Origin of the sequence: Streptomyces sp. NPDC007896, assembly GCF_042959425.1 — a bacterium.
In the GTDB taxonomy this organism is placed as follows: Bacteria; Actinomycetota; Actinomycetes; order Streptomycetales; family Streptomycetaceae; genus Streptomyces.
In genome coordinates this window covers 78,163-103,451 of the sequence record NZ_JBIBKX010000024.1, presented here as the reverse complement: position 1 = coordinate 103,451, position 25,289 = coordinate 78,163, and the positions used below count along the sequence as shown (strand labels likewise).

Below are 25,289 nucleotides of genomic sequence, written 5' to 3'. Positions count from 1 at the left end.
TGGACCGCGGCCATGCCGGGCCGCGGGGACTTACAAGCCCTCGGATCAAAGGGACGCGGCGCTTGATGATCAGGATTCGACTGTGCTTGGAAGCATTCCACGCGGAGGCCGTCTCCCTGCTGCGATGTCCTGATGTGACGGCGTTATGTCATTCCTGGGTGTCTTGGTCGACTCCCGCGATGCCATAGCGTCGATGGTGCGACACGGTCGGACGGCTTCGCCTCCACGACGGATACTCAGCGGAAGCGAAGCCCGCGAGCACGATGAATCATGACCGGGCGGTCCGGCCGCGTCCGTCATCGGTCATTCCGAATGAGGAAAGAAGGCGATCCACACAGTGGCGTCGCAATCACACGCCGGACAGCCGCTGCTCCACGGGCTGGAATTCGGCATCAATGAATGGCTCGTGGACGAACAGTACGAGCGATACCTGAACGACCCCGGCTCGGTCGACCGGACCTGGAGGGAGTTCTTCACCTCCCCGATCCCCGCGGCCCGCCGGGAGGCGCGCAACGGCGCGACGAATGCGCAGGGAAGTCAGGAGGGTCCGGAAAGTCAGGACAGTACGGACGAGGCGGCCGTCAAAGCGGTCCGCGTTGCCGCGCTCATCGACGCGTATCGAGTCCGCGGACACCTGGTGGCCGATACCGACCCACTCACGGCAGGACGGGTGGCCGCCCATCCGGAACTCGACCTCCCGGCATTCGGACTCCGGAACGAAGACCTGCAAAGAGAATTCGTCGTCGACGGGTTCGCGGGGCAGGCCACCATGACGCTTCGCCATGTGCTGAACGCCCTGCAGGAGTCGTACTGCCGTTCCGTCGGCACCGAGTACATGCACATCCAAAGCTTCCAGGAACGCCGCTGGGTCCAGCAGCGGATCGAATCGCCTCAGCCCCGGCCGGACGTCGCCGAACAATTGCAGATTCTCTACCGGTTGGGCGCGGCAGAGGCTTTCGAGACGTTCCTGCAGACCAAGTACGTGGGACAGAAGCGGTATTCGCTCGAAGGCGGCGAGTCGGCGATCGTACTGCTCGACGCGCTGCTGCTCCGCTCCATCGGGCACGGGGTGAAGGAAGCCGTCATCGGTATGGCACACCGGGGTCGGCTCAATGTGCTGGCCAATATCATCGGCAAGTCCTACGCAGAGATCTTCCATGAGTTCGAGGATGCGGTGGACATCCGGTCGGTCCAGGGGTCCGGCGATGTGAAGTATCACCTCGGTGCGGAAGGGACCTACCGTGCCCTGGACGGCGGCACGATCGCCGTCTGCGTGGTGGCGAACCCCTCGCATCTGGAGCTCGTGGGGCCGGTGGCCCAGGGAGTGGTGCGCGCCAAGCAGGACGGGGCCGCAGACGGTGGCGAAACCTTCCCCGTCCTGCCGATCGCCGTCCACGGCGATGCCGCGTTCGCCGGTCAGGGCGTGGTCTTTGAGACGCTGAACATGTCCCAACTGCCCGGCTACCGCACCGGTGGGACGGTCCACATCGTCATCAACAACCAGCTCGGCTTCACCACCTCGCCCGCCAACGGCCGGTCGAGCGCATACGCCACGGACGTGGCACGGACGGTCCAGGCGCCCATCTTCCATGTCAACGCGGACGACCCCGAGGCCGTGGTCCGGGTCGCGCGCCTGGCCTTCGACTATCGTCAGGCGTTCCACAAGGACGTCGTCGTCGATCTGATCTGCTACCGGCGCCACGGGCACAGCGAGGTCGATGATCCCTCCATCACGCAGCCGGCGATGTACGACCGCATCGGTGCCAGGGCTTCGGTGCGCAAGCTGTACGCCGAGGCGCTTGTCCGCCGGGGCGACATCGCCGAGCGGCAGGTGGAAGGCGCCTTGCGGGACTATCAGGGGCACCTCGAGCGGGCCTTCGCCCAGACCCGGGCGCTGCCGGTGCCCCGTTCCCCGAAGCCCGTGAACCACATGAACGCCGTGGACGCTCGGCACGCAGCCGCCCCCCGGGCGGCGACCGCGATCACGGAGGCGGCCGCCCGGCACGTGATCGCTTCTCAGACCGCTGTGCCGGAAGGCTTCACCGTGCACGCGCGCGTTCTTCCGCAGCTCCAGAGGCGGACCACGATGCTGGACGTTGGATCGATCGACTGGGCCACCGCGGAAACACTGGCCATCGGTTCCCTGTTGCTGGACGGGGTTGCGGTACGGCTGGCCGGACAGGACTCCCGCCGTGGCACCTTCGGCCAACGCCACGCGGTGCTCACCGACCGGCGCACCGGCCTGGAGCACACGCCGCTGAGCTCCCTCGGCTCACGGGCGGCCGGCTTCGCACCCTACGACTCGATGTTGTCCGAACTGGGAGCAGTGGCCTTCGAGTACGGCTATTCACTGGCGCGCCCCGACGCTCTGGTGCTGTGGGAGGCCCAGTTCGGCGACTTCGCCAACGGGGCCCAGAGCGTGATCGACGAGTACATCGCGTCATCCGAACAGAAATGGGGCCAGCGCTCCGGGGTGACGCTGTTGCTGCCGCACGGCCTGGAAGGGCAGGGGCCCGACCACTCCTCCGGCAGGATCGAGCGGTTTCTCCAGCTCTGCGCGCAGGAGAACATGACCGTCGCCATGCCCTCCCTGCCGGGCAACTACTTCCATCTGCTCAGGCAGCAAGCGCTCGGGGAGCGCAGAAGGCCACTGGTCGTCTTCACGCCGAAGTCGATGCTGCGGTCGAAGGCGGCCACCTCCGGGCTGAAGGAGCTCACCATGGGCGCGTTCCGTGCGGTCATACCGGATGAGACGGCGGACACCGCCCGGATCAGGCGCGTGCTGGTGTGCTCGGGCAAGGTCTACTACGACCTGGAGGCCCATCGGCGAAGCGCCGGCCTGTCGGACACCGCGATCGTCCGCCTGGAGCGCCTCTACCCGTTCCCCACGGAGGAGTTCGGCGCGGAACTCGCCCGTTTTCCCGGCGGGGCCGAGGTGCGATGGGTACAGGAGGAGCCGGAGAACCAAGGGGCATGGTCCTTCGTGGGACCCCATGTGCACCGGCTGGCGGGCCGTCCCGTCGCATGCGTCAGCCGCCCGCAGGCGCCGGCCCCCGCCGTGGGGTCCGCCCGTCGGCATGCCGGCGAACAGCAGGATCTCGTGATGTCAGCCTTCCACTGACCCGTGCCGCCCCAGCGCCACGCAAGACGGGCCCCGCACACCACGGCCCACGGCCTCGTGTCCCGGGCACCCTCTCGGACCGAGTCCGACAGGGTGCCCGATTGCACGAGTCTGTGCCCCGGAGCGATGCCGGCACAGCTCGGGCGGGTGGGCGCCGGGCGCCCGTCACGAAGCCCGACTGCGACCACCGGAGCGGCGCGCGTGCATACCGACACGAGTGGCTGCACGTGCGGGAACACCGGCACCCTCACCGCGATCAGCCTCGGGCCGAACAGTCCGCGGACCGCTGCTGGCCCTGTTGGCCTTCTAGGGTGGCCCATGAGCGGGCGCATGGATACAGGGGACAATGCAGCGCATGGATGACGCGTTCGCACTCCTTCGGCAGGCCGTCGACCTACTGCCCGAGGACGCCGTGGCGGAGAACGGACAGACGGTCGGGGATGTTCGCGAGGACATCGGGCGCCAGGAGTGGGAGATGGTGCTCGACGTACTCATCGAGATCGGAGATGTCCACCCCGTGTCCGTGGACTTCTGGAAACTCCTCACCGAAGCCGCTCGCCAAATGATGCTCGACCGCAGCCGCCGTTGGTGCGAGTGGCGGGGCTGGGAAGTCCGGCACGGCATCGTCCGGGCAACCCTGAGCCTGGTGGGTGCGGAGGAGGGCCGACGCCGGACTGCCTTTTCCGGAGACGGTCGGCTCCGGCCGATGTGGGACATCGGCAATCACAGTGCTGGCGGAGAACGAGAGCTGAGCATCGCAAGGGTGTGGGTGGAGTACGCACAGGAACTGGGCCCGGGAGAGACCGCCGACGTTCGGCTGGCTCCCATGAGCCCCGAGCAGTGGAGACATCTGAAGTGCGGCGATGTGATCACCATGCACGAAGCCCGATCTGTTGCCGGCACGGCCACGGTGATCGAGGTCTTGCCGCCGCGCTCCTGAGCCCATTGCGTCGTCCCAGGCGCGCCGCGAGCGACGGCCGACCGTCAGCCGCTGCCAGGGCTACGGGTCAGTCGGCCGGCGCTGGTGCGGAAACGTTCTCCAGGTCACCGTCACCGTGGCGTCGATCCGTCTCTGGCTCGCGTCATGGACATCACGTTCCAACTCAGCTGCCCTCCAGGGCGTCTGCCCGCCTCGTCAGGTCCGCTGCGACGCGATCCCCGTCCGGTCCCGTGCAGCCACAGGTGCTCGGCGGCCTCACGCATGAGCGCCGACTCGTCAGGTCGCTGCGGGAGCACCAACCGATAAGACAGGTTGCGAACCCAGACCGGCAGACGACCATCGACAAGATCAAGGAGTGGCACGGACTCGCCCCCGCCACGACAAGCCCCCGACCAGCTACCCCGCCGGACTCCACCTAAGCGGCGCGATCATCTGGCTCCGTAGCCTCCACTGAAGACCCGGAACTCGGCACACGCTCTACGGCCGGTAGCGGATCTCCAACATCACGCAACCTCCGGTTGTCCGGTACGGGCCGTGTTCCATGCCCGGGGGCCGGGCGGCGAAGTCTCCGGCGCAGAAGGTCTGATCCAGGGTCAGGTCGTGCAGGTCGCCTTCGAGCAGATAGACCTCCTCGACCCACTCGTGCCGGATCACGCCGGAGAGCGAGGTGTCGAGGCCGGGCTCCCAGCGCACCAGCCGGGTCAGCACCTCCGGATCAGCCTCGTCCCTGCTCAGAATCCGCTCGGCGGTCCCGGGCTGCGGCCCGGTGCTCCACTGCATGGCGTCCGGTGAAAAGAATTCCCGCGCGTTCTTCATGACAGTGACCTTCTGTAAGCAGTGAGGAGTAAGGAGCCGGGGTTGGCCGGAGCCCGCTGGAAACGTGAGGCACGGGTCGGAGGCTGCACATTGGCGTCTGCGGCGATCCCACCTACGTGCCCCGGGCCGTTCGGGTACGCCGAGAGGCCGAACTTGCCTAACACAGCCTAGTCGTCGCCCCAGGCGAGCCGGATCACGAAGAACTCGGCCGCGGTTCCGGCAACGACGACATCGATGCCGTGCCGAGTGACGGGCGTCCACGCGCGGCCGTTGCCCATGCCCTCCGTGTTCGTGACCCAACTCGTCTCCCGACCGAGCAACTTCGCCCCCCGGCGTGGCCGCCCGCTCCGCGTCGGCCGTGCGTCTCGCGGTGGTACTCGTAGAACGACCGGACCACCGCGCGAGCGTGCCTCCTGGTCCGAGCGGCATGGTTCTCGCCGGGCGCGGCCTTCCCTGTGATCGGGTTTGCCGACCCTGGTGTCGGCGCATCGGGACGGCGCTGCCGCGGCGGCTTCTTCGCGGTCTTCAGCCACAGCGCGAAGTCACGGGCCGCGACGGCGAGCGAGATACCAGGGAACCTCCACCGCGTGTAAGAACCGGACCCACGTCAGCAGCTCGTAGGCGTAGGAGCGCAGGATGCCGGACTCGCGTCGTCGGCAAGCATGTGGTGCAGAAACTCACTGACTGCCGCGACGAGGGTGCGGGCGATGGCGGCGAAAACGGGGAGCGCTTGGAGTGCCTCGTGGTTGGATATCGTGCGCGACCATGGGTGAACTGATATTGATCAGGCACGGTCAGACCGAATGGAGCCTGTCGGGCCAGCACGCCGGCCGTACCGACGTTCCGCTGACTGACGCGGGTGAGGTCACGGCGAAGGCGCTTGCTCCGAGGCTGGCCCGACGCCGTCTGGTTGCCGTGTTCAGCAGCCCGCTGAGCCGCGCTGTGCGGACGGCCGAGTTGGCGGGCCTGACTGGCGTCAGGCCCGATCCCGACCTGATGGAGTGGGACTACGGCGGCTATGAGGGCCTGACCGCGGCGCAGATCCAAGAGACGAGGCCGGGTTGGGACTTGTGGCGGGACGGTGTCATTCCCGGCGATGCTGACCATCCTGGCGAGCGGCTCCAGCAGGTGGCCGCGCGTACGGACGCGGTGCTGGACCGGATCCGGCCGCTGCTGGGCGACGGCGATGTCGCCGTCGTCGCGCACGGTCATCTGGCGCGCGTGCTCACCGTGCGCTGGCTCGGCCTCGACGCGTCCGCCAGCCGCCTGCTCGGGCATCCACATCCAGGCACGCTCAGCTTCCTGGCCACCGAGGACGAGCAGCCGTTCATCGCCGCCTGGAACGTCCCGTAGCGGCAGCCCGCTGCCTCACGCCTGCCGTGAGAGGCGCCGGAAGCGAGTGAGCGCCGTGGCGATCCCGGCGAAGGCCAGGAAATGTTCCGTTTCGCGCTCGTAGCGACGGTGCGGGCGGCGGCACCCGGTCAGCCACGCCACCGTCCGCTCCGCGGTCCAACGGTGGCGGCCCGGCCGCTGAGAGGACTCGATGCCCTTGCGGGCGATGCGCGGGGTGATGTTCCGGAACCGGAGCCGTCGGCGCAGGTGGTCGCAGTCGTAGCCCTTGTCGGCGTGGAGCTTGGCGGGCCGTCGTCGGTGGGGCCCGTGGGGGGAGCGGATAGGCGGGATGCCCCGCACCAGGGGCTCCAGGCCCTGGCTGTCATGAGTGTGGGCAGGGCAGACGCCGATGGAGATGGGCAGACCGGTCCGCTCGGTGAGCAAGTGGATCTTTGAACCTCTCTTACCGCAATCTACGGGATTCGGACCCGTCAGGCCCCCCTTTCCTTGCCCGCATGCTCACCGAGTCGATCGCGCATCGCCACCAGTCCAACTCCCCGCGGGCGCCGAGCTCGTCCAGGACCAGGTGGTGGAGCTTGCCCCACACCCGGGCCCGGCTCCACTCGGTGAACCGCCGGCGTGCGGTCGGCCCGGACGGGCCGAAGCCTGGCGGTAGTTGGAGCCACGTACAGCCCGTCGTGGCCACGAACACAATGGCGGCCAGCACTTGCCGGTCCCTAGCCGGTCCCCATACCGGCGTCGGCCACCGCCTTGGGGCTGTACCGGAGCGGCCGGGACCACCCGTGGGAACAACGCCCACAACCCATCCGGAACCAGCCGCTCCACCATCGCCACCACGGCCGCCAGCCTAGTGATCATGCCAGTTGAAATGCCCTCTTAGTCCTCGACGTCGACTACCACCCCGTCGGCAACGGCCAGGTGGACGGCATGTGCCGACCCCGGTGGGGCATCGGTGAGCCCGACACCGATCTGGATTGAGCGGGCCGAGCCCGGGGGTGTCAGCTGCAACACGCGGAACGTCAAGGTCAGCAGCATCCGGCACAAGTCACCGATCGACGACTGGAAAGGCGACTGGGTGTCGGACCCCGACCCCGACCGTCGGGACTACGCCACGTTCCCAGACTTCGCCGACTCGGACGGCAACACCTGGACGCTCCAGGAAATCGGCCACCAGTAGCCGGAAGGGGCCGGCGACGAAGGGGGCGTCCGATTCAGCGATAGCACCACACTTGTTGCGCGGGTTGTCGTCCTCTGCGTGGCCGCCGAGCTGCACTGATCCTCGCTGGATCGCGATGGACCACAGTTCTCCCCCAGAGAAGGCACTGCCTACAGAGTGATCCAGTAGCGGCGCTTGGTGCCCGCGTTGGTTGTGCGGACATCTTCCAGGACACCACCGTTGCGTTCGATGCTGCGTGCCGACGCGACGTTGTCGTCGTCGCAGGTGACGAGGACTCGATCCAGGCCGAGCACACGGGCCTCTGGCAGAACCGCCCCGAGAGCCCAGGTAGCCAGGCCGCGTCTGCGGAAGGAGGGCCGGATGCTGTAGCCGATGTGCCCGCCGACGTCGAGGAGAAAGGCGTTCAAGTAGTGCCGCAGATCGATGGCCCCCAGATAGCTGTCGCCCTCGACGATCCACCAATGGGTGGCATGGACGCGCTCTTCTCCGACGGCAAGCGACCTGTCCGACTGTTGCCGCAGCCGTTCGACCCACTCCGAGAAAACCTCGGGGCTGTCGAGGTCGGCATCAGGCGCGAGACGCAGGCCCGTCCCGTCCTGGTGGGCACCTGGAGACCACTCGTCACGCGCCGCGAGCCATGAGGACTGCAGCCGGTCTGTGGGTGCGATCAGTTCAGGCATGCGGGCGACGCTAGCACTCGGTCGTCTCCCGTGATCACGCAATTTATGGGCCACGGCCTGGGCCGTGTGATGGAGACCATTGCCGCGCTGCCGGCAGTCGCGGAGGGTCGTGTAGTGCTTCATGCGGCCGAAGGCATGCTCGACGCGGGCCCGTCCCGGCGGTCCTCCGCGTTGTCCGCTTCCTGGCCTGTGCCCGTCGACGAAGCCGTCACTGGCCGCAGTGCGGCAGTTCCAGCCGTGGGTGATGGTGCACCGCTCGCAGACGACTGTGCCGTTCATGTCCGGGTAGTGCCGCTGCCACTCGCAAGAACGCTGCGCTCCTGCACCGGCTTCCACGGGTCGGACTTCGGTACCCGTACCTGATCGTTTCCGCGGGCACCATCCTGCGCCGACACCGTAACCTCATCCCACCTGCGACCTCATCCCACCGACAACCTCATCACACCGACGCCACGGTGTGCAGGCCGAGTTCCGGCTCGGTCTACAGCTGATCCCCCGGTCGCCGTGGCGTCAGGCGCACAGGGATCCGGCCCTACTGGCCCTGTCTCGTGCGCCATGGGGCCACACACATTGCCACGCACACTGTCGCGAGACCGGCGAGGGCGATGGCCATGCCGACGTCGGTGCACTCGGCGACGGCCCTGAACACGATCGGTCTCGCTCCCTGCAGGGACCGCCCGAGAGAGGGCCCGGTGCCGATGTCTTATGTTCTCGTCCGCCGCCCGACCCCGAAGGACGGTTCTCGTTGCCCGCTTCACCTTCCGCCGACAAGCCGGTCACCGACCGGGTGGCACAGGCCGACGCCATGCTCTGCGCCGACCGGCAGTTCGGCGACTCCGCCACCATCGGCGAGCGCAACCTCGCCCGGTTCCGGCTGGGCCTGACCATGCTGGCGCGGCATGACGGCGAAGCAGCGGACGTGCTGCGGACAACGGCCACGGCGGCCGACGAACACCTCCGTCCGCTGCCGTACGACCCGGTGCTGCGCAACTGCTTCGAGGTCGACCTCGCGCGACTGGAGAGTGGCCGACTCGGACACAGTTCGTTCGGCGCCTACGCAAGCGGTTGCGTGTCGGCCCCGGCGGCGGACGCCCCGTCCTCCATGGGGCCCTGCGAAGCCCTCACCCGTCCGCACCGGAGTGCCTGGCCCGGTCGATCCGGCGGACAGCGTCCGCGCCGTCCTGCGGGAGGGCGCGGAACTCCTCACGGCACTGCTGCCCGCCGCGGGAGCCGGTGTACTCGGGCACGTCACCATGGTGGGCTTCACGCACAGGGAGAGCGAAGAGGGCCCCCTGCAGTCCATGTCTGGCGGCGACCCGCTTCCCTCGACGGTGCTGCTGGCGCCCGAACGTTTCACGTCTCCGTGGCTCGCCGCCGAGAGCCTGCTGCATGAGGGCGCCTACCTCAAGCTGTTCGACGCGCTCCGTACGGGCTCCGTGGTCAGAAACGCCAGCGAGCGCGTCCCGATCCCGTGGCGGATCGGTTCGTGGACGGTCATCCGTGTGTTCGTCGCCCTGCATTTCTACGTGCACCTGCTGGTCCTCCGGGCTACGGCGGCCGCCGCAGGTGAAGCGGTCCACAAGCGGTTCGGGCCGCCCCCGTCGGTCGAGGACCTCGACGAGCCCAGTCCCGGCACCCCCGCCGCCCGCAGCGGGCAGTACCGCACCAGTGCGGAACGGGCACGTTACCTCGCCGAGTGCGTGCTGTCGCTGCCGGAACAGGCGCTCACCGAGAACGGGCACCGGTTCGCCCGCTGGCTCCTCACTGCGTTCCGTCTGGTGGACGACGACGCCCCGCGGCCCCATGACCGTGCCGCGGCGACGACCCGGCGGGCGGAACCGTGGCAGCCGCCGGAGATTCCCGCAGGAGGCATCCTCCAGCGGCTCATCCCGGTGGACGCATGCGCCCTGCCCGGCCTGGGACAACTCGTGGTGAGCCCCACGTGGTCGGCCCGAATGCACTGGCTGAACGCGCGCTCGTGGACGGTCTACTCCCTGTGCGACGGGCGTGACCTCGGCTCGGTACACACGGCCTACGCCCGAGCGGTCGGACTCCCGGCCGACTCGGAGGAGGTCAACCGGCAGGTGAGCGACAGCGTGCGCCGGCTTGTGGCAGCCGACCTCATCACCCACGACATGTGAGCTCCCCGCTCCGGGCACAGGTTCCGTCGGCCACGGCTGTTCTAACTGTTCCGCTGCTGCGCCTTATTTACCTGCGGAGCCCGTGCCGGGGTCGGCCGTTTCCAGGCCGGCCAGCCGTGCGGACACAAGGGCCTCCAGCCGACTGGAGACGTGAATTTTCGGCAGGATGGCCGAGACGTAATTGCGTACGGTCTTCTCCGATGTGAACAGCTCCTGCGCGATTCGGCGGTTTCCGTCGCCGAGCGAGACCAATCACAGCACCTCCCGTTCCCGGTTCGTAAGTTCCGGGAACGGGGGTGTGCCGTTGGCTTCCGCCAGGCGCACCAAGAGGGCGGAGAGTTCGCCGCCAGCCCGCGGGCCCAGCGTGACGTAACCCCGCTGCACGGCCCGCACGGCGCGGCGGCCGGCTGACGGTCACAGGACGGTGCGCCGAAGCTGGCCATTCTCGGCTCGGCTACTCTCGGCGCCACTGACGTTCACTCTGTGATCGGGCAAACTTCGACCGAACCGTCACTCGGGAGACGCCAACGCATGAATACGCCACCATCGCCACTTGGAGCGGAGCGGACTGACGGATCATCCGTGCAGATCGGGGCTCTCGTTCCGCTGACTCGGCCCGGCTGGGTCGAGGCAGGCCAACACTTGCTCGCTGGACTCGAGCTGGCCGTTCGCGAAGTCAATGACGCCGGCGGGATCGTCGGAAGACCGCTCGAGCTGGTGGTCCGAGACACCGCGGCTGATCCGCAGAGGGCCGCGGCGGCCGTAGATGAATTGGCTCGCCTGGGTGTGGCTGCCTTGGCGGGGGAGTATCACAGCGTCGTCGCTCGCGCCGCCGCTACCAGGGCCGACGCCCTCGGCCTGCCGTTCCTCTGCTCGTCAGCGGTTCTCGACGCGCTCACCGAACAGCCAACGGAATGGGTCGCGCGCCTCGCCCCGGCGCAGTCCCACGGCTGGCAGATCTACGCAGACTTCCTCCTCGGCGCGGGCCACAGTCGAATCGCCGTAGCAGCCGAGTCGAGTGTCTACTGGGCATCTGGGGCCCGCATTCTGCGGGACTACCTCGCTCCACGCGGCGGCACCGTCATCGAACTCGACATGCGCGCGCTCGCCCCCGCGGGCGTGTGCGACGAACTCGTCGACAGTCGCGCGACAGCCCTCCTTCTTCTGGTCGGCCACCCGGAGCCGGCCGTGTCGATCGTCAAGTCTGTCCGCCGCGACCAGCGCCTCGCCGAGATCATGATTGGCGCTCCGGCCGGGCAGCCGGAGTTCGCCGAATGGGCGACGTTGCTGGGCGACGACAGCGCCGCGATCCCGTTCTTGCGCTACCTGCCCGGGCGCCTCAGCCCACTCGGTGCGCGAGTCGAGACGGCCCTCCGTGAGCGGCTGGCCGAAGCGCCCTCCTTCGTCGCCTTCGAGGGCTACGACACGGTCGCCGTCCTCGCCGATGTGCTGCGTTCTCACGGCGCGGACCGGGCGCGTACTGCCGAATCCTGGCCGCGTGTTGCAGTCGAAGGCACCCGCGGACAGATCCAGTTCTCCCGCACGCCAGGCATCAGTGTTTGGCAATGGGCTTGGACGCCAATCCAAGTCGTTGATCGAGATCCGGCGGAACCCGATCGCTTTCGGATCCTTTACGCCGGCTGAGAGAGCACGGAGGTCCGACTGTCCAGAACGGTCCGAACTGGGGGCTGTCTACCCGTCTATCTGTCTACGTGCCAACGGCAACGGCTGGTGGTTCAGCCAGAAGCACTAGGCGTTCGGCGGGAAGGCGCAGTTCCTGTCCGCCCCGGACGGCACCCCGCTGTGGGTCTCCGAGGTCGAGCCCGGCGCCACCCTCGACATCACCGCCGCCCAGATCCACGCCCTGCCCGCCCTGTACAAGCCGCGGCCGAGGGCCTGCTCACCTTTGCCGGCAGGGCTACATCGGCGCCGGGATCGGCATCCTCATTCCGGTCCGGCACCCCAAGGACCTGCTCCGAACAGGCCTGCACGCGGACATGCGAACCAGGAACAGCCTGATCTGGGGCGTGCGTGCCCTCGGGGACCGGGCTGCCGCCGAGCTCAAGCAGCGTTGGCGAACCCTGCAGCCCGTCACCCTCAGCCCTAGCCACATCGGTGACATCGCCCGCGCGGCCCTCGTCCTCAACGGAATCTGGCAATGATCACCGCTGTGGAAACGTCACTCGCTGAGATGCTGTAGCGAATTGGCGCGTGACCTGCGGTGTCATCGTCTGAGTCGCAGGCCGTCATGCCGCAGCCCCAGTCCAGGTTCGGCACGACGCCTGCAGGCCACGACCACCACGGGTCGGAGCCGCCTGGGGAAGCGAGGGTGAGGTAGTTGCCCAGCGCGGTGTCCGTGCCGTCAGACGGCAAGGCGTCGCAGAGCTCCAGCAGCGCGTTCTTGGGGCCGAAGCCACCGTTACCCACGGTGGTGTAGAGCGCGGCGAGGAGCGGGTGGAGGCGGAAGCCCAGATGTTGTTCGGCCGCGTCGAGGCTCTGCAGGGTGATCGGGTCCTGCAGGTTCTCACTGTCCGCAGCGACAGTCCGGACGCGTTCCAACAGCGGTTCGCAATCGTTCACCCCGGCATCCTCCCGAACCCTACTGACATGTCGGTCATCAGGCTCTGCCTGGTGACCGGTCAGGCGAGATCTCAGGGTCTCCGGCCGTCGCCCAGCGTGACCGCTCCACAGGAGTTGAGCCAGAACCGCAACTGCGTAGACAGTGGTTGCCTCAGTGTTGGATCAGGCCGCCGCCCGGGATGGCGCGTTCGGCCGCGGGGATCATCCTTGAATCCACGCCCAGCAGGCGTTCGACCACGGCCTCGTAGCCGGTCTCCTCAGTGACCTCCCGGATCACCGCGTCAAAGGGATCCTCCGCGTGCTCGACTTTGCCGCCCGGAAGCGTCCAGTTGGTCTCGCCCTTCGGTGGTACGTGACGGGCGAGGAGCACCTGTCCGCCCTTGATGCACACGGCGTACGCCGCCAGCCGCAAACTCATTCCCGCACCTCCCACTGGTACCTGTTCCAACGTCTGAGATCCGCGTGCCGCCAGGGCCGTCCTGACTCTTCCTCGTCCTGGGCGGCCCGGCCGGCCTCGCTGCCGAAGCGTCCGTGCGCGCCATGCTCCCGCAGGCCGTGAGCCGTGGAGACAACCTCACCCTCGCCGACACACTCCGGGCTGGCTAAGGAGATGCGCCGCCGCTGAACTGCTGGGCGGGCGGGTCCAGTTGTTGAGGGTGCGCCCGCACAGGACGCGCGGGTGGCATCCGCCTCGGCAAACCCTGGTGGTGTGCGCTGCTTGGGATACTGGCGCTCTGTACAGCGGGAGGAGGGCACGGTGGGACTGCTTGACTCGTTTGAGGCGGCGGTGCTGGTGGAGCGGCACCTGTTCGCTCTGATCGACAACGATCCGGGGAACGAGGAGCCGTTCGCCCGGATTCCTGGCAACTCCGCGTTCTTGGTCCATGAAGACTCCGTGGTGGTTGCATCGGATCTCGAAGACCAACGGGCCAAGGTTCGGGTGGAGATATGGGACTCGGCGCCCGACGGGTCGGTCGGGGACGGATTCCGGGCTATCGGGGAAGTGGCCTCCGTGTCTTTCCAGTCCGGGCGGATCCAACTGGTCAACCTGATGCGGGAGCCGGCCGGCGACGAGTACGCCCTCACCTCGCCCGGACCCTATCGGGTGCGTGTCTGGGCGGGCCCACAGGAAGAGGATGCACAGGAGGAACTGGAGGCCTACCGACTCTTCGAACGCTTCGTGATCCAGCTGTCGCCGTGAAGCACCGAGCGGGGCGGGCTGCGGGCGAGCCGCCCCGCTCGTGCAGGCGGTTGCTTCACGTTCACGTAGAAGGCGTCACCGTCGAGGATGCGGTCGTCGTTGTACCAGGTGGCGAGCCGTGATCCCGCCTTCTGGTTGTCCGTGCTGTCCAGGGCCCGGGCCGAGTAGTTGCCGTTCGCTTTCTTGGAAGCTGAGGACGCGTCCGAAAGGCAGCTGAGGGTCACCCTCCGACCAGTTGGAGTTAATGAGCTGTCCTGTTGGAGTGGTGCATCCGTAGGATCACGTCATGACTGCCGATGCCCCGCTCACCCGAGAGTCGTTCCGGCGCCTCCAGCCGATCAACACGCCCAGGCCGATTTCTCAGTTGCCGGATCGTGTCTGGACCGACGAGGACTGGGACCGCATCCAGCGCGGATATCGAGCCCGGGACATGGATGAGAAGTGGAACGTCTTCGTCGAAGGCGATGTCCTTTTCATGCACCGGAGTTGGACCGGTCACGGCGTCTATGAGGCGTCCTTTGCCTCCATGATTGATGGTGGGAGGAGCATCGTCTCTGCTGTGGTGGAGGCCGATGATGAGCGCTATCGGAGCATGGGCGACGAGTACGACTGTCTCTTGCTCGAGCTGATCATCAGCGCGATCGTCCTTGGTGAGGCAGCGGCCGACCTACGGGCCGGACTCGTGGAGTTGACTGCTCGGGCCTAAGGGAAGAGCGATCTTCCCCCGGGCCTGGTGGAGCACAGCGTTCTGGGATTGCGCTCTGGATCGTAAGGTCTGCAGACCAGCGTCGCTGTCAGGTCCTCGGGTTATGCGGCTGGATCACACGTTGCAAGCGCGGGATCTCGCCGTGTGCAGCGGTCAGTGCGGGGGAGAGTGGAAAGGACACGGTGGCGGGCGCCGCGGATGAGGCGGTTGCGGTGAAGCAGAATGTGGCGGCGTTGCCCTCCAACACGCTGGTGTTCAGGAACCGGTGAGTTGCATCGCCACGCTGGGGATGGTGGTGGGTACGGCCATTCCCCGAGCTATACGGCGGTGCAGATGACGAGGATCAGGACATGCAGGACGAGGCCAGGGCCATTCTGCGCCAGTTCGAGCAGGGCGAGCCCATCGTCTCCGAGGACGGCAGGCGCACGGCTGCTGCATGGGACCACGCCTCACCGATCGCGGTGATCGCCCACGCCTACGGTCTGTGGGCGCATGAGATGGAGGCCGCGCGGCCGGGCGGAGGCGACCGGCTTGAGGAGGTCGTACGCGGGCTGTTCCCGGACGCCGGCGGGGATCGATTCGCGGGCACTGCGGATGACGCCGTGCTCCTCACGCGGGGGCTGCTCGGCGACTTCGATGCTGGGGCCGAGGCGGACGCCAAAGGCCTGGGCACTCTGTACGACCTCGCGGCACTGCTGCAGGCTGCGATGCTGCGTTCTCAGCTCTCTGAGTCGGATCTGGAAGAGCCGCTGGCGCGGGCAGAGGCCGAGTATGCGGGAACCCTGGCCTCCGGCGAGCTCGCCCGCGCGCAGGTGCGGGACGGCCACGTGGGGCCTTGGGATGTGACCGAAGTCGAGAACAGCGCCGTCGAGGGTGGCCAGATCGACTTCGCCGCCCTGCGTGTGCCTGCGGTCCCGGGCGTAGAGATCCGACCCGAGGGGATTGATGCGCAAGGTCAGAGAGACGACGCCTATGGCATCACGCTGACGGTGGGGGTTCTCACCTGCAGTTGCAGCTCTTCAGTGCGCCGGAGGGCGGGTTGCGGGACTGGAGCCTGGGCGAACTGGCGGCGAAGATCGAGACCCGGGGCGGCGAGGTTCGGGAGATCTCGACTGGCCCTGAACGAGACCGCCATTGCCACGCTGGGCCCGACGTCTGATCTGCCCCGGCTTGCTGGTCAGCCGGCCAAGGCCATCAAGGACGGCGTCGCGGTGTTCAAGGCCTGGCGCGCCCTGGACCGCGCCCACACAGTGGTCAAGGACGCGGAAGAAGACGCGGCAGACTGCGCGCACAGCAAAGCTCCAGAAGCTCACTTTCAAGGCTGGCGACGCGTTTGTCGGCGAAGCGGAGGCAGGAGCGGGTGCCTTCGGGTAAGACCTAACCCTGCTCAGGTTCCAGGTTGTTCTGACTGCCTGGCGGATGTGCCGACCACGCCATAGGCGCGATCGCCGATGACGAACTCGCCCAGAGGGGTCATGCCGAAGCCGTCGACATGGACCTTCCACGAAGCCTGGTTGGCCAGTTCGATGAACGCGACCACCACGTCAGCCCGCTCTGAGGCCGCTTGGATCGCCGTGGTGAACAGCCCCCGAGCCACCCCCTTCCCTCGGTAGGCGGCAGCGACCACCACAGGCCCATAGAGCAGCCAGCGTGTGGCACGGAGCGAGTGCCCCTGCCACTGCAACGAGTCCTGTGCACTCAACAGCGTCTGCACCGGCGGCGGCGGACTCGGCATGCTGCCCGGCGCGGCAATACCGAGCAGACCAGCTAGGCGCCCGGCGTCATCCGCGACGAGAAGGCTCCCGTCGTCAGTCATCGAGCGCAACGTGCCGACATCGAGGTCACCTTGCACGAAGCCCTGGTCAGCGCGCTCCTGTTCCGTGAGGGAGTCGAAATGATTGGCCGCGAAGAGTTCAGCCATGGCCGGGGCGTCAGCCGCAGCAGCATATCTGTAGTCCATGGCAGCGATGCTGTCATGCACTGGCGGGGCTTCGTGATGAACGCGACCAACTGAACGACTGGGCGTGAACTGACAGGTGCCGGTGAGCCGTTCCATCCCCTTGGGGCCGGAGCCGGTGCTCCGGGCGCGGACTGGGCGGCGGGGGCCGACGAGGTACGTCTCCGCCGACGCGTCGGTTCCCTCGGCCTCGGCGAGCGCCCGGTAGAGCGAGGTGACCGAGGGGTTCTTGCCCGCGTATTCCCCGTCTTGATGACCAGCTTCTTCGCGATCTCGGGGACGGGGACGTCCGTGTACTTCAGCGCGACGGCGAAGGTGAGCATGTCGTCGTCGATGGTCTTCGGCCGTCCGCCGAGCTTGCCTTGGCCGCTGCGGTGACCTGGCCTTCGACGGTCTTCTTCCGGATGTAGTTGCGCTCGATCTGCCCGGCGCGGCGAGCAGGCGAAGAACCTGGCGCCCAGGTGGCCGGGCCGGGGCATCGTATCGGCCGCACCGGGCCCGGCAGTGTGGGGAGTACCGGCGGCGCACTCGGCGGTGAGGCGCTCGAAAACGAGTGGAGCAGCGCCGCCGTGCGCCATTACCGTGCTGCCGAGCCAAGTCGTCTAGTCAAGGACGTGCCGTTGTACACCCTGTGAGACCTCCCGAGCGCTGATTCGTTGCGCGTCGCGCATGTGCGCCGCGCTGCTTTTTGCTGCGGACTTCTCACTGAAAACGGTGTACTTCTGTGCTCAAAAACTGGGTGGTCGTGCCCACCTGCCTGCCGCTCGTTCTCCGCCGTTGCCACGCGTGCGCGTCCGAACGCTTCCGGGCAAGCGGTAAGTTTCGCGTCAACGCAAACCACAAGCTCATCGACGCCTGGCTCCTCGCGCTCTGTACCGCTTGCGGGGAAACTGCAAAGCTCACGGTCCTGGAGCGGGTGAATGTGCGCTCCGTACGACCTGAGCTGCTGGACCGGCTGCATGACAACGACCCTGGCCTGACAGCTGAGCTGCTCCAGGATCCGGTCGTGCGGCGCCGCAATCGCATCGCCCTCGACTGGGACAACGCCTGGTGCCTCGACACCGGCGGATCGGATGACCTGGACCGCGAGGTGATCGACGTATCGGTCCACTTCGCGGCGCGGATACCTGTCCGGCCGGTGCGACTGATCGCTGAAGGTTGCGGTCTTTCGCGGGCCGAGGTCGAGAGACTGATCACGGAGGGGAAACTCGTTTCGGCAGTCCGGCTGAGCGGCAAGCTCTCCGGCGACTTCACCTTCACGCTCAAGCGCTGAGCCCCCTTGGGACCAGGGGCCTGTCCGGCAAGAACAGCCGGACAGGCCCTAACCTCGAGGCCAAGCGCGCGGCTCGGCAGGCACATTCCGAAAGTGACGGCCTAGAGTGGCGAAATGTCTCTGCCTGCCAACCAGACCGCCCTGGACCTGCTCGATGCGCACCTGGAGGCGCTCTGCGACGGATCGGACCTCCCGCTCCCGCAGGGGCTGGTCTGCCTCTCGGCGGAAGGAGGGGGCGAGCTCGTCCACTGGGCCCTCGGCCAACTCCGGCGGAACCCCTGCGAACCGAAGGGCACCTTTGCCCGCCAAGTCGGCGGTCTGCTGGCGGAGTTCCGCTTCCGTCGCTGTCCCTGGAACGCGGCGGCGCTGCGGCTGCTCGACCACACGTACACCTTCGCGGCTACCGGCCCTCGGCGGCACGAGGTCTGGGCGCACGACGTCCACGCCGTGCTGCTCCGGTCGGTCCCCGACCCCCGGGGCTGGGTCCGACTGGATTGGGACCGCACCAACGCCGCCCGCCATACGGTGCCCGCGTACCCCTTCGACCCCCCGGACGCACCAGAGTTTCCCGACCGTCTGTACCCCCTGGAGGCGCAGGCGGCGGTCACCGCGCTCGCCATCATGGCCGAGGAATGGCAGTCGGAGCCCGCCCCCATCCGTTCCCGCCCGGACCGGGCCGCCGTGCTGGCGGATGCCCGAACCCTGCTCGACCGGTACGGGCCCACCGCGCGCTACTGGACCAACGCGACGGCCGCCGCCTCTGACCCGGCCCCGGATTTTCTCGCGGCAGGCCTCCAGGGCACTGAATCCCATGGCTTCCGTACCTGCGAGTACCTCAACGGCCTCGACTTCTTCGAGGACCTGGGCCTGATCGCGGTGACCGACGACGAGGTAGGCGTCTTCTGGTCGTTCGGGGCGTACTGACGACGTTCGGAGAAGGCCACCTGGCGACCGTCTACCACCGCCTTGGCGACCCCGCGGCCGGGCGCCACCGCCGTTGAGGCGGGCCGTGCCTTGGCCGACCGACTCGGGGTGGTTCTGGCTCAACTTCCGTGCAGCGGCCGCTCTTGTTCCGTCCCAAAGGATCTGGCCCCGGATCAGACCTGTGACCTGCGGCGACCAGTTCAGTTGAGACCTGGGGATGCTGGGAATCTCGGGTGATGTGGTCCTGGAGCAGTGGATGCCGGACGCCGTCGCAGTTGATCTGGTCCGGCTGCTCAGGCCTTCGGGCTGCCGTCGAGTCGGAAGTGCCAGATAGCCACAATCGGGGAATCGTCCAGGGCCGCGGCCGACGCTTCCGGGCACCAGTGCAACAGGTCCCAGGATACGTAGGTCGGGAGTGGGTCCGGGGCGGTGTCGGGGTCGAGGGAGTGGTGCGGGCGGCGGGGTTCCTCGCAGTGGCGGACCTGGAAGCCCAGGGGGAGGGCTGCGGCGAGGTAGGCGCTGAGCGGGCGGTGGTATTCGGCGAGGAGGGACGGGCGGCCGTCCGGGCCGGGACGGCGGGCCAGGGTCGGCCGGAGGTAGGACGCCAGCAGGTGGGCGTCCGAGATCACGAGGTGTCCGCCGGGGCGCAGAACGCGCGCGAACTCGGCAAGCACAGGGGCCAGTTCGGGGAGGTGTGTCAGGGCGAGTGCGCAGACGACGGTGTCGACCGTGTTGTCGGGAAGCGGCAGTCGGTGCAGGTCGGCCTCGTGGAACTCGCCGTCTGGCAGGCGCTTGCGGGCCTGGGCGAGCATGTCCGGCGAGGCGTCGACGCCGATCACATCGTGGCCGAGTTCATGCAGGTAGGTGGTGTGGCGGCCGGTGCCGCAGGCCGCGTCCAGTGCCGTGCCGACGGGCAGGCTGTCCAGGATGCGTCGGACAACGGGCTGCTCAATGTCAATCATCTGATTGCCGGGGGCGTCATAGTGCGGCGCCCAGGCTTGGTAGACGTCGGCCGTGCTGATCGTGCCCGGACTCGCCATGACTCCCTCGGCATGCGCGAGGGCGGGCGTGCCCAGCAGAGCCCGAATCTCCGCGATCCGGGCCTCGACGAACTCCCGGTCGGCACATCCCTCCCTGAAGCCGCGCAGCAAAGCGGCGCCCTCGATGCCCAACAGATAGCCCAAGGGGCTCAGATAGGTCACCCCACGGACGGTACGGACAGGTGCTCCGACGGCTCCACCGGTTTTCCGGCGCTTCGGGCAGCCGTCATCAGCGGACCAGATCACCCGCGACCACAGGCGAATGAAGCCAGATCATCTGAGACAGGGACCAGATCGTTGGAGACGGGAGAGCTCTCCGTCACTGTGCTGTGTCACTGAAGACTGATCCTTGTCAGCGGAGTTTGAGCACCCGCAATTTCGTGCCACCGAAGGTTGGTTGAGCGACACAGGGTGCGGCGCTGCCCACACCTCAAGCCGAGAGCGCCGGTTCCTGCCAGGCCGGGGCATGCGCGCACGCAGCCGCCAACTCGTCCAGCGACACATGCAGCGCGGCGGCCAAGGCCGCGACGGTGTAGAAGACGGGAGTCGGGGCCGCGACGGTGAAGGAGGCGGGAGTGGGAGCCCGGCCGGTTTCGACCTTGCGCAGGGTCTCCGCGGAAACCCCCGCCGCGGCCACCACCTCCGCCATGCTGCGGCTGCCACGCGCTCGACGCAGCAGCGCGCCGAACCGCTCGCCGCGTTCCCGTTCCCACGGTGTCAGAGGAGCCCTCACCATGACCGTGATACTAATACCGGTATAAGTATTGGGTCGACGTGCTGCGGGGAGTCAAACACATGGTGGAGATCAAGACCGATGCCGCATTGGACGCGATGCGGGAAGCCGGACGTGTGGTGGCCCGCGCCCTGGCCGCAGTCCGAGAAGCAGCCGGCGTGGGGGTGTCCCTGCAGGAACTGGACGAAGCGGCCCGGTCAGTTCTGGCCGAGGCCGGAGCCGGCTCCCCGTTCCTCGGATACCGGCCGTCCTTCGCCCCGGTCGCTTTCCCGGCCGTGATCTGCACGTCCGTCAACGACGCCGTGTCGCACGGCATCCCCACCGGCTACCGACTGCGGGACGGCGACCTGGTGAGCATCGACTGCGGCGCCCAGCTCGACGGCTGGGCGGGCGACGCGGCCATCACCTTCACCGTCGGAACGCCACGCCCCGGCGACCTCGATCTGATCGACGCCACCCAGCAAGCCCTCGACGCCGGCATTGCCGCTGCCCAGGTGGGAAGTCGCATCGGCGACATCTCCCATGCCATCGACACCGTCGCCCGCAAGGCGGGCTGCGGCATGCCCGCCGACTTCGGCGGCCACGGCATCGGCCGCCGCATGCACGAAGACCCTCACGTCCCCAACCGCGGTCGCCCCGGCCGCGGCTTCCCCCTCCGCCACGGCCTGGTCCTCGCCATCGAACCCATGCTCATGGCCGGCGGGCAGAACACCTACCGCACCGATATCGATGGCTGGACCCTGCGCACCACCGACGGCAGCCGGGCTGCCCACATCGAGCACACCGTCGCCATCACCGACCAGGGCCCCCGTATCCTGACCCTGCCCTGACGTTCTCCCAGACGCAGCCGCATCCGGGACCGGACCATTCGATGCCCGACGGCATGCCCCACCCGTTGCGCTTCCGTCGCGCAGAGGCCGCATCCCGCAGGACAGGCATCCCGCCGGGCAGGCGGGGGCGGCAACACCGGTCCAGCGCGATGACGCGGCCGCGGACGGCGACCCACTCCACTCAAACTCCGATGGCGTTCAATCCGTCTTCCCCCCGGACTCCGAGCACCGGCTGGCCTGGTGGCGCGCCCGGTGGAATCACCAGCAGCGCCGCCGGAACACGATCCCCACCGGCAGCCGGGGCCTCAGGCGTACGGGAGGGACGGCCGGGCCCCGCCCGAGAGGCGAGGTCACGACGAGTGACGAGCCAGTGGCTGGGTTAGGGCATGTCAGGATCGGTCCCGCAGCAGCTCTGCGCGTGAGGCGGGACCCCCGTCACTGAGACTCCGTCGTACAGGCGTGCTCACGGCGACGCCCAAGCGGTGGACGAGGCAGTGATCGACCAGACCGCGGGTCTCGGCTCGTAGTGGGGTAGCACGAGTACGTGACCAACATCGGGGTCCCGCGTGACCACCAGCCATACCCCAACCCACACCAGCGCGCCGCCAGTTGGCACCCCGCCAATCCCGGTGACCCATTGGTACTCACGTGAAGCGGGCCTTCAGGTACCGCTTCTATCCGACGGATGCGCAGGCGGCGGAGCTGTCGCGCACGTTCGGGTGCGTGCGGAAGGTCTACAACATGGCGCTCGCCGCGCGGACGGAGGCGTGGGCGCGGCAGGAGCGGGTCAACTACCACCAGACCTCGGCGATGCTGACGGCGTGGAAGAAGACCGAGGAACTCGCGTACCTTAACGAGGTGTCCTCGGTCCCCCTTCAGCAGGCTCTGCGGCACCTGCAGACGGCGTTCACTCATTTCTTCGGCAGGCGGGCGAAGTACCCCCCGTTTCAAATCGCGGAAGAAGTCGCGCAAGAGCGCGGAGTACACCACCAGCGCATTCCGCTTCCGCGACGGAGCGCTGACACTGGCGAAGATGACCGAACCGCTGGCTGTCGTGTGGTTGCGCCCGCTCCCCGAGGGCATGGCCCCGTCCACCGTGACGGTCTCGCAGGACAGCGCGGGGCGCTGGTTCGTTTCCCTGCTGCGATGACCCCGGCGTCAAGCCGCTCCCGGCGAGGGGGAATGCGGTCGGCATCGACGCCGGGCTGGAGCATCTGCTGACCCTCTCCACCGGGGAGAAGATCGCCAACCCCCGGTACGAGCGTCGTGACCGTGCCGCTCTGGCCAGGGAGTAGCGTCGTCTGGCGAAGAAGGAGAAGGGGTCGGCGAACCGGGTCAGGGCCCGGCTGAAGGTTGCGAAGATCCACGTCCGGATCGCTGACCGCCGCCGCGACACGCTGCACAAGATCACCACTCGGTTCGTCCGTGAAAACCAAACGATCGTGATCGAGGACCTGACCGTGCACAACATGGTCAAAAGCCGGAAACTGGCCCGCGCCATCAGCGACGCGGCATGGCGCGAGTTCCGGAGCATGCTGGAATGCAAAGCCCCGTGGTACGGACGCGAAGTGATCGCCGTGGACCGGTGGTTCCCCTCCTCCAGGCTGTGCTCCGCCTGCAACACCCTGCAGGACACGATGCCGCTGCACGTCCGCACCTGGACGTGCGACTGCGGTACGACCCACGACCGCGACGTGAACGCGGCGAACAATCTTCTGGCCGCCGGGCTGGCGGTGAAAGTCTGTGGAGCTGGCGTAAGACCTCAACGGAGTACTCCGGACGGGCAGTCGGCAACGAAGCAGAAACCCTCACGGCGCGAGCCGTAAGAATCCCCCTCCTTCAGGAAGTGGAGAAGTCAACTACAGTGCAGAGGCAGCTGGTGGACACTCGTGGGCATGGTGGAGACGAGGTCGGCATTCCGATGCAGGTAGCGGTCGAGTATCCCGATATGTCGGCAGACGCGCGCTTGGCTGCCTACAGCAGTGTCTCCACGTTCCTCGCCCTGCGGAGTGATCGCCGACTGGGCGAGCTCGTGGACGCGGCCGTACCGCTTGGTTCCGGCATCGGCGGGAGGTCTGCGCTGCTGAAGGTTGAGGGGAAGCCCGTCTTTGTGAAGCGTGTGCCGCTCACGGATATGGATCTGCTGCCGGAGCATGTACGGTCCACGGCCAACTTGTTCGGGCTTCCCACCTTCTGCCAGTACGGCGTCGGTGGGCCTAGTTTCGGGGCGTGGCGGGAGCTCGCCGTTCACACCATGACGACGAACTGGGTGCTGGGAGGGCAGTACCAAGGGTTCCCGATGATGTACCACTGGCGCGTGCTGCCAGACTCGGCGTCCGCGCTTCCCATGGAACTCGCGGACGTGGAGCGGGCCGTGGCCTATTGGGGAGGCGGGCCGGAGGTACGCCGTCGTATCGAGGCCCTTCAGCAGTCCTCTGCGAGCCTGGCGCTGTTCCTGGAGTACATCCCTCATACGCTCCACGAGTGGCTCACCGAGCAGGTACAGGCTGATGAAGAGTCCGCCGACCGGGCTTGTTCCCTGGTGGAGGGCGAGCTGGAGGCCGGCACGTCCTACATGAATGCTCGCGGACTTCTGCACTTCGACGCTCATTTTCAGAACATCCTGACCGACGGCCGACGCCTTTACTTCGCCGACTACGGCCTCGCCCTCTCGTCCCAATTCGATCTCTTGCCGTCCGAGACCAGATTCTTCGAACTGCACCGGACCTACGATCGCTGTTACACGCGCAGCTGGCTGGTGAACTGGCTGATCACGAATCTATATGGATACGGGCGGAAAGATCGCGAGGTACTTATTCGCGCATGCGCGGAAGGGGAGGACCCACCGGACGGACCGCGAGAGGCCAGGGCGATCCTCTCCCGCCATGCACCGCTCGCCGCAGTGATGACGGACTTCTACGTCAAGATCCAGGAAGAGGACAGGGAAACCCCGTACCCGTTGAAGGCGCTCCGCCGGGCCCTCCATGCGGACAGGTCACGGCGCGGCTGAGCAGGTACTCAACTTGGCTTGAGGCGTCAGGCATGTCCACGTGCTCCACGCTCGGCGCAGCGGTGCCGGGGAGAGACGGATACCACCGATTCCGGTGCGGATTCTCACCGGCCGCGAGACCCGCTGCGGCGGAACGCCGCCGACGTCTGATAGCCCGTCAGCTGGAGGACCAGGCCCTTCTTGCTCAGGGTTCAGTGCCCGCTCCAACGCCGAGGAGAACTCAACAAGTTGCGCTCGCAGCCGGTTGGTCTGGCTGGCGGGGTCCGATCGTTGACCAGGTCGGTGCGGCGGGCGGTCAGAGTGCGCAGGTCGACGGCTGTCTCGTCGCCGGGTCGTAGTCCGCCGAGGCCCTGGTGTATGCGCGCCTGGTCGGCGATGACGAACGCGTCCTTCTGAAGTCTTTCCCTGACCTCGGTAGGCGGTCGACGTCTGATGAACAGCAAGGCCGGTGACGTAGACCATCGGCTGGTCGTGTCCGAGCTGGAGCCCGATCGGCAACGCGGCACCGCCGTGGTTGATGTCCACCGCCCACAAGGCGTCCTCGGAGAGCGTGAGTACGTCCTTGATCAACCTCAGCAGGGCCGGTTCATCGTTGAGGACCCGGTGAGAGAGCAGACGTTCGCCCCGCTCGTCGATCACCACACAGTGGTGATGTTCCTTGCCCATGTCCACTTCGGTCCAGATCTGGGGCACGGTCACCTCCGTCGGCTCGTCGTCACACACGGATCCCGCAGACGACCTCGCCGACGTTGTCCTGCACAGCGATCAAGTAGCCTATCCCAATTGGCGGTCGAGTCGTCGCGGGGC

Annotated in this window: 25 protein-coding genes and 5 pseudogenes; 16 read left to right on the top strand and 14 right to left on the bottom strand. The window is 67.6% G+C overall.

The features are described from left to right. Window positions 1–337: 337 nt before the first annotated feature. Together ACFZDJ_RS47965 and ACFZDJ_RS47960 are read left to right on the top strand one after the other, a co-directional pair. On the top strand, window positions 338–3,121 hold the full coding sequence (locus ACFZDJ_RS47965) for a multifunctional oxoglutarate decarboxylase/oxoglutarate dehydrogenase thiamine pyrophosphate-binding subunit/dihydrolipoyllysine-residue succinyltransferase subunit (RefSeq protein WP_391068946.1): 2,784 nt from the start codon (window positions 338–340) through the stop codon (window positions 3,119–3,121). A 355-nt stretch (window positions 3,122–3,476) separates the two neighbouring features. Beyond that, window positions 3,477–4,061, top strand: a complete 585-nt coding sequence (locus ACFZDJ_RS47960; protein ID WP_390940206.1) for a hypothetical protein — start codon at window positions 3,477–3,479, stop codon at window positions 4,059–4,061. 477 nt (window positions 4,062–4,538) lie between these two features. Here the strand turns inward: ACFZDJ_RS47960 and ACFZDJ_RS47955 are convergent, their stop codons facing one another. Next, window positions 4,539–4,877 (bottom strand): cupin domain-containing protein, encoded by a 339-nt coding sequence (locus tag ACFZDJ_RS47955; protein ID WP_390940204.1) that lies wholly within the window; start codon window positions 4,875–4,877, stop codon window positions 4,539–4,541. Between the two features lie 765 nt (window positions 4,878–5,642). Between ACFZDJ_RS47955 and ACFZDJ_RS47950 the strand changes: the two genes are divergently transcribed. Further along, on the top strand, window positions 5,643–6,230 hold the full coding sequence (locus ACFZDJ_RS47950; protein ID WP_391068943.1) for a histidine phosphatase family protein: 588 nt from the start codon (window positions 5,643–5,645) through the stop codon (window positions 6,228–6,230). Window positions 6,231–6,245: 15 nt separating this feature from the next. Here ACFZDJ_RS47950 and ACFZDJ_RS47945 read toward each other — a convergent pair. Beyond that, window positions 6,246–7,058, bottom strand: a pseudogene (locus ACFZDJ_RS47945) (IS5 family transposase). 124 nt (window positions 7,059–7,182) lie between these two features. Between ACFZDJ_RS47945 and ACFZDJ_RS47940 the strand changes: the two are divergent. Next, a complete protein-coding gene (locus tag ACFZDJ_RS47940; RefSeq protein WP_390940200.1) occupies window positions 7,183–7,407 on the top strand; it encodes a hypothetical protein in 225 nt (74 codons plus the stop codon). Between the two features lie 149 nt (window positions 7,408–7,556). Here the strand turns inward: ACFZDJ_RS47940 and ACFZDJ_RS47935 are convergent, their stop codons facing one another. From ACFZDJ_RS47935 to ACFZDJ_RS47925, 3 genes and pseudogenes are all read right to left on the bottom strand, one after another. Beyond that, window positions 7,557–8,087, bottom strand: a complete 531-nt coding sequence (locus ACFZDJ_RS47935) for a GNAT family N-acetyltransferase (protein ID WP_391069090.1) — start codon at window positions 8,085–8,087, stop codon at window positions 7,557–7,559. Window positions 8,088–8,132: 45 nt separating this feature from the next. After that, window positions 8,133–8,275: pseudogene (locus ACFZDJ_RS47930) on the bottom strand (IS5/IS1182 family transposase); the annotation flags it as partial. Between the two features lie 566 nt (window positions 8,276–8,841). Next, entirely contained in the window at window positions 8,842–9,126 is a 285-nt protein-coding gene (locus tag ACFZDJ_RS47925) for a hypothetical protein (protein ID WP_390940195.1), read from the bottom strand. Window positions 9,127–9,226: 100 nt separating this feature from the next. On the opposite strand from ACFZDJ_RS47925, the gene ACFZDJ_RS47920 reads away from it, so the two are divergent. After that, complete coding sequence (locus ACFZDJ_RS47920) at window positions 9,227–10,228, top strand: aKG-HExxH-type peptide beta-hydroxylase (RefSeq protein WP_391068940.1); 1,002 nt, start codon at window positions 9,227–9,229, stop codon at window positions 10,226–10,228. A gap of 63 nt (window positions 10,229–10,291) precedes the next feature. Here the strand turns inward: ACFZDJ_RS47920 and ACFZDJ_RS47915 are convergent, their stop codons facing one another. After that, a complete protein-coding gene (locus ACFZDJ_RS47915) occupies window positions 10,292–10,480 on the bottom strand; it encodes a LuxR C-terminal-related transcriptional regulator (RefSeq protein ID WP_391068937.1) in 189 nt (62 codons plus the stop codon). A 279-nt stretch (window positions 10,481–10,759) separates the two neighbouring features. Between ACFZDJ_RS47915 and ACFZDJ_RS47910 the strand changes: the two genes are divergently transcribed. Further along, the gene (locus tag ACFZDJ_RS47910) at window positions 10,760–11,872 is read left to right on the top strand and encodes an ABC transporter substrate-binding protein (RefSeq protein ID WP_391068935.1); all 1,113 of its coding nucleotides are present in this window, start codon (window positions 10,760–10,762) and stop codon (window positions 11,870–11,872) included. 353 nt (window positions 11,873–12,225) lie between these two features. Then, window positions 12,226–12,390 carry a hypothetical protein gene (locus ACFZDJ_RS47905; RefSeq protein WP_391068932.1) on the top strand — a complete coding sequence of 55 codons (165 nt, stop codon included), beginning with the start codon at window positions 12,226–12,228 and terminating at the stop codon, window positions 12,388–12,390. Here ACFZDJ_RS47905 and ACFZDJ_RS47900 read toward each other — a convergent pair. Both ACFZDJ_RS47900 and ACFZDJ_RS47895 read right to left on the bottom strand, forming a co-directional pair. Then, the gene (locus tag ACFZDJ_RS47900; protein WP_391068930.1) at window positions 12,371–12,808 is read right to left on the bottom strand and encodes an SMI1/KNR4 family protein; all 438 of its coding nucleotides are present in this window, start codon (window positions 12,806–12,808) and stop codon (window positions 12,371–12,373) included. The genes ACFZDJ_RS47905 and ACFZDJ_RS47900 overlap by 20 nt on opposite strands. A 169-nt stretch (window positions 12,809–12,977) precedes the next feature. Then, window positions 12,978–13,226: pseudogene (locus tag ACFZDJ_RS47895) on the bottom strand (NUDIX hydrolase); the annotation flags it as partial. Between the two features lie 339 nt (window positions 13,227–13,565). On the opposite strand from ACFZDJ_RS47895, the gene ACFZDJ_RS47890 reads away from it, so the two are divergent. Continuing rightward, window positions 13,566–14,009 (top strand): hypothetical protein, encoded by a 444-nt coding sequence (locus ACFZDJ_RS47890; protein WP_391068928.1) that lies wholly within the window; start codon window positions 13,566–13,568, stop codon window positions 14,007–14,009. On the opposite strand, the gene ACFZDJ_RS47885 is transcribed toward ACFZDJ_RS47890, so the two are convergent. Continuing rightward, complete coding sequence (locus ACFZDJ_RS47885) at window positions 13,967–14,233, bottom strand: hypothetical protein (RefSeq protein ID WP_391068925.1); 267 nt, start codon at window positions 14,231–14,233, stop codon at window positions 13,967–13,969. The two genes, ACFZDJ_RS47890 and ACFZDJ_RS47885, sit on opposite strands and share 43 nt — an antisense overlap. Window positions 14,234–14,295: 62 nt before the next feature. On the opposite strand from ACFZDJ_RS47885, the gene ACFZDJ_RS47880 reads away from it, so the two are divergent. Together ACFZDJ_RS47880 and ACFZDJ_RS47875 are read left to right on the top strand one after the other, a co-directional pair. Further along, window positions 14,296–14,715 carry a hypothetical protein gene (locus ACFZDJ_RS47880; protein WP_391068923.1) on the top strand — a complete coding sequence of 140 codons (420 nt, stop codon included), beginning with the start codon at window positions 14,296–14,298 and terminating at the stop codon, window positions 14,713–14,715. A 350-nt stretch (window positions 14,716–15,065) separates the two neighbouring features. Further along, complete coding sequence (locus ACFZDJ_RS47875; protein WP_391068920.1) at window positions 15,066–16,154, top strand: hypothetical protein; 1,089 nt, start codon at window positions 15,066–15,068, stop codon at window positions 16,152–16,154. On the opposite strand, the gene ACFZDJ_RS47870 is transcribed toward ACFZDJ_RS47875, so the two are convergent. Further along, window positions 16,103–16,675, bottom strand: coding sequence for a GNAT family N-acetyltransferase (locus ACFZDJ_RS47870; RefSeq protein ID WP_391068918.1), 573 nt, complete (start codon window positions 16,673–16,675; stop codon window positions 16,103–16,105). The genes ACFZDJ_RS47875 and ACFZDJ_RS47870 overlap by 52 nt on opposite strands. A gap of 249 nt (window positions 16,676–16,924) precedes the next feature. Here ACFZDJ_RS47870 and ACFZDJ_RS47865 point away from each other — a divergent pair, with 249 nt between their 5' ends. The 3 genes from ACFZDJ_RS47865 to ACFZDJ_RS47855 all read left to right on the top strand — a co-directional run bounded on the left by ACFZDJ_RS47865 (window position 16,925) and on the right by ACFZDJ_RS47855 (window position 18,869). Beyond that, entirely contained in the window at window positions 16,925–17,050 is a 126-nt protein-coding gene (locus ACFZDJ_RS47865) for a hypothetical protein (protein WP_391068915.1), read from the top strand. Window positions 17,051–17,396: 346 nt separating this feature from the next. Continuing rightward, entirely contained in the window at window positions 17,397–17,945 is a 549-nt protein-coding gene (locus ACFZDJ_RS47860; protein ID WP_390940176.1) for a DUF1062 domain-containing protein, read from the top strand. A 114-nt stretch (window positions 17,946–18,059) separates the two neighbouring features. Continuing rightward, a complete protein-coding gene (locus ACFZDJ_RS47855; protein WP_391068912.1) occupies window positions 18,060–18,869 on the top strand; it encodes a hypothetical protein in 810 nt (269 codons plus the stop codon). A gap of 293 nt (window positions 18,870–19,162) precedes the next feature. Here the strand turns inward: ACFZDJ_RS47855 and ACFZDJ_RS47850 are convergent, their stop codons facing one another. Together ACFZDJ_RS47850 and ACFZDJ_RS47845 are read right to left on the bottom strand one after the other, a co-directional pair. Then, complete coding sequence (locus ACFZDJ_RS47850; protein WP_391068910.1) at window positions 19,163–20,071, bottom strand: methyltransferase domain-containing protein; 909 nt, start codon at window positions 20,069–20,071, stop codon at window positions 19,163–19,165. Window positions 20,072–20,339: 268 nt separating this feature from the next. Continuing rightward, entirely contained in the window at window positions 20,340–20,645 is a 306-nt protein-coding gene (locus ACFZDJ_RS47845) for a helix-turn-helix domain-containing protein (protein WP_391068907.1), read from the bottom strand. A 59-nt stretch (window positions 20,646–20,704) separates the two neighbouring features. On the opposite strand from ACFZDJ_RS47845, the gene map reads away from it, so the two are divergent. From map to ACFZDJ_RS47830, 3 genes and pseudogenes are all read left to right on the top strand, one after another. Beyond that, window positions 20,705–21,472 (top strand): type I methionyl aminopeptidase, encoded by a 768-nt coding sequence (map, locus tag ACFZDJ_RS47840; RefSeq protein WP_390940168.1) that lies wholly within the window; start codon window positions 20,705–20,707, stop codon window positions 21,470–21,472. A 636-nt stretch (window positions 21,473–22,108) separates the two neighbouring features. Then, window positions 22,109–23,298: pseudogene (locus tag ACFZDJ_RS47835) on the top strand (RNA-guided endonuclease InsQ/TnpB family protein). Window positions 23,299–23,420: 122 nt separating this feature from the next. Next, on the top strand, window positions 23,421–24,482 hold the full coding sequence (locus ACFZDJ_RS47830) for a protein kinase family protein (protein WP_390940275.1): 1,062 nt from the start codon (window positions 23,421–23,423) through the stop codon (window positions 24,480–24,482). A 191-nt stretch (window positions 24,483–24,673) separates the two neighbouring features. Here the strand turns inward: ACFZDJ_RS47830 and ACFZDJ_RS47825 are convergent, their stop codons facing one another. Both ACFZDJ_RS47825 and ACFZDJ_RS47820 read right to left on the bottom strand, forming a co-directional pair. Beyond that, window positions 24,674–24,988, bottom strand: coding sequence for a transposase (locus tag ACFZDJ_RS47825; protein WP_391069088.1), 315 nt, complete (start codon window positions 24,986–24,988; stop codon window positions 24,674–24,676). Then, a pseudogene (locus ACFZDJ_RS47820) lies at window positions 24,939–25,148 on the bottom strand (transposase); the annotation flags it as partial. The gene ACFZDJ_RS47825 and the pseudogene ACFZDJ_RS47820, both read right to left, overlap by 50 nt. Window positions 25,149–25,289: the final 141 nt, after the last annotated feature.